Source organism: Pseudomonas sp. BJa3, assembly GCF_026343815.1.
Classification (GTDB): Bacteria; Pseudomonadota; Gammaproteobacteria; order Pseudomonadales; family Pseudomonadaceae; genus Aquipseudomonas; species Aquipseudomonas soli.
Genome location: NZ_JAOXMC010000375.1, coordinates 1 through 253 on the forward strand (window position 1 = coordinate 1; position 253 = coordinate 253).

A 253-nucleotide genomic window follows, 5' to 3' on the forward strand; every position below is an offset into this window, starting at 1 on the left:
CACTTCAAGGCCTTGCCCGAGCAACGGGAGACCGTATGCACCTGGAGCCGGGCATGAGTTTGCCAATGACGCGCAGCTGGGGTTATGTGACACCCACATTGAAATATTTGTATACCAAGTACGATCTAGACTTGGATAGCCAGGGCAAGACCGACCTGAATAAAAGAGATGAGTCCTTTGACAGCAATCAGGACCGTTCGCTCCCTTTGGTTAAGGTCGACAGCGGCCTGTATTTCGACCGAGACACCACCTT

General features: G+C 52.2%; 1 protein-coding gene. It reads left to right on the top strand.

The features are described from left to right. Positions 1 to 253: LPS assembly protein LptD (gene lptD, locus OH705_RS28075; protein ID WP_267303548.1), on the top strand; the 253-nt coding region annotated here is incomplete at both ends.